We start from the raw sequence: 2,389 nt of genomic DNA, 5'->3' as shown, positions 1-2,389 counted from the left end.
ACCCGCGTACTGGGAGCCCTGGCCGGTGAAGAGCACGGCGAGCTTCCCCGCCCGATACCGACCCACCACACCCTGCGCAGTCGAGTTCCCCGCCGCAACAGCGGCCAGCGCGTCCATCAACTGCCCGCGCTCGGTGCCGAAGGCGACGGCACGGTGATCAAGAGTCGCACGCGTCCCCGTCAACGCGCCCGCGACGGCTGGAAGATCAGCGTCGGGGTTGTCCTCCAGCCACGCATGCAACCGCGATGCCTGCGCGGCCAGAGCCTCGGCCGTATGACCGGACACCGGCCACACCACCACACCGGACCCCGCCCCACCGGCCTCCGACTCGACGGGTTCAACGGCCGGCGCCTGCTCAAGAACCACATGCGCGTTCGTGCCACTCAGCCCGAAGGAAGAGATGGCAGCCCGGAGCGGCCGTTCAGGGTGCGACCACTCCTGCTGCTCCGTCAGCAGACGGACGGTTCCGCTCGACCAGTCGATGTGAGATGACGGCTCGTCCACGTGCAGCGTCTGCGGGAGTACACCCTCCCGCATCGCCATGACCATCTTGATGATGCCCGCGACACCGGCTGCTGCCTGCGTGTGCCCGATGTTCGACTTCAGCGACCCCAGCCACAGCGGAGCGTCCTGCGACCGGCCCTCACCGTACGTCGCCAGCAGCGCCTGTGCTTCGATCGGGTCACCGAGAGCGGTGCCGGTGCCGTGTGCTTCGACCGCGTCGATGTCGGCGGGCGTGAGCCCGGCGTTCGTGAGCGCCTGACGGATGACGCGCTGCTGCGAGGGGCCGTTGGGCGCGGTGAGGCCGTTGGAGGCGCCGTCCTGGTTGACCGCCGAACCCCGCAGGACAGCAAGCACCTGGTGCCCGTTGCGTTGGGCGTCCGACAGCCGCTCCACGAGCAGCAGTCCGACACCCTCGGCCCAGCCGGTGCCGTCCGCACCCGCCGCGAACGGCTTGCACCGGCCGTCCGGCGCAAGCCCGCGCTGCCGGCTGAACTCCACGAACGTGCCGGGAGTGGCCATCACCGTCACACCGCCCGCGAGCGCGAGTGTGCACTCACCCTGCCGCAGCGCGTGCGCGGCCAGGTGCAGCGAGACCAATGAAGACGAGCACGCCGTGTCGACAGTGATGGCGGGGCCTTCGAGCCCGAACGCGTACGACACCCGGCCGGACGCGATGCTGCCGGCGCTCCCGTTCCCGACATGTCCCTCGAAGCCGGCCGGGACCTGATGCATCAGGCGGGAGGAGTAGTCGTTGTACATCACGCCCGTGAACACACCGGTACGGCTGCCGTGCAGCGACTGCGGGTTGATCCCCGCCCGCTCGAAGGCCTCCCACGCCGTCTCCAGCAAAAGCCGCTGCTGCGGGTCCGTCGCCAGCGTCTCCCGCGGACTCATGTGGAACAGGTCGGGATCGAAGTCCGCGGCGTGGTCGAGGAATCCGCCCTCGCGCACGTACGACGTCCCGGGGTGATCCGGGTCCGGATGGTAGAGGGACCCGATGTCCCACCCGCGGTCGGTGGGGAAGCCACCGACCGCGTCACGCCCGTCCGCGACGAGCCGCCAAAGGTCCTCCGGCGAGCGCACTCCACCCGGGAAGCGGCACGCCATCCCGACGATCGCGATCGGCTCGTGCTCCTGGGACTCGGCGTCGTGCAGCCTCTGCCGGGTCTGGTGCAACTCGGCAATGACGCGCGTGAGGTAATCCCGAAGCTTGCCTTCGTCCGCCATTTGTACTGCTCCCATTGCCTTACCCGAATGGATTGCTGACCTTTGACCGCGTCCCGGAGAGCCGATTGGGCTCAGAGTCCGAGATCCTTGTCCACGAAGCTAAAGAGCTCCTCATTGCTGGCTTCGCGGAGCGAATCGAGTACGTCCTCGCTGCTTTCGCGCGACCGTGCGCCGGACACCGAGAGGGTCGACAGGAGCGCTTCGAGACGCTCCACGATGGCGACGCGTTCCGAGTCGTCCGCCGGCCTGGCGGAAAGTGCGGCGTCGAGACGGTTGAGGTCGTCGACGGTGACCAGCCCTCCGGCAGAAGCGCTTCGGGTCGTGATCCGCGATCGGAGGTACTCGGCGAGTGCGAGCGGGGTGGGGTAGTCGAAAACGAGAGTCGCCGGAAGCGGCTGCTCGACAAGTGCTCCCAGACGGTTGCGCAGTTGTACGGCCGTGAGGGAGTCGAACCCCAACTCCGAGAACGGACGGCTGTGTTCGATGCCGTACCCGTTGGCGTGCCCGAGGACGTCCGCCACCTCGCCGGCCACCAGCGAGAGCATCCGCTCGGCGCGCTTTCCGTCGTCCAGTCCGGCAAGCTCGGCGAGCAGACGGGAAGGCTGCTGCGCCGCTACCGCCGCTGTGGTGCGTCGTGTCCGGACGAGGCTGCGGAAGA

At 68.7% G+C, this 2,389-nt stretch carries 2 protein-coding genes; both read right to left on the bottom strand.

The window, feature by feature from the left end; translation table 11 throughout:
• Positions 1 to 1,731: type I polyketide synthase (locus GXP76_RS35160; RefSeq protein WP_242575675.1), on the bottom strand; the 1,731-nt coding region annotated here is incomplete at its 3' end.
• Between the two features lie 71 nt (positions 1,732 to 1,802).
• Positions 1,803 to 2,389: phosphopantetheine-binding protein (locus GXP76_RS35155; protein WP_242575674.1), on the bottom strand; the 587-nt coding region annotated here is incomplete at its 5' end.

It is taken from the genome of Streptomyces sp. NP-1717 (assembly GCF_022695985.1).
In the GTDB taxonomy this organism is placed as follows: domain Bacteria; phylum Actinomycetota; class Actinomycetes; order Streptomycetales; family Streptomycetaceae; genus Streptomyces.
Note: the sequence above shows the minus strand (reverse complement) of the source record. Positions and strands in the feature narration are given on the sequence as shown.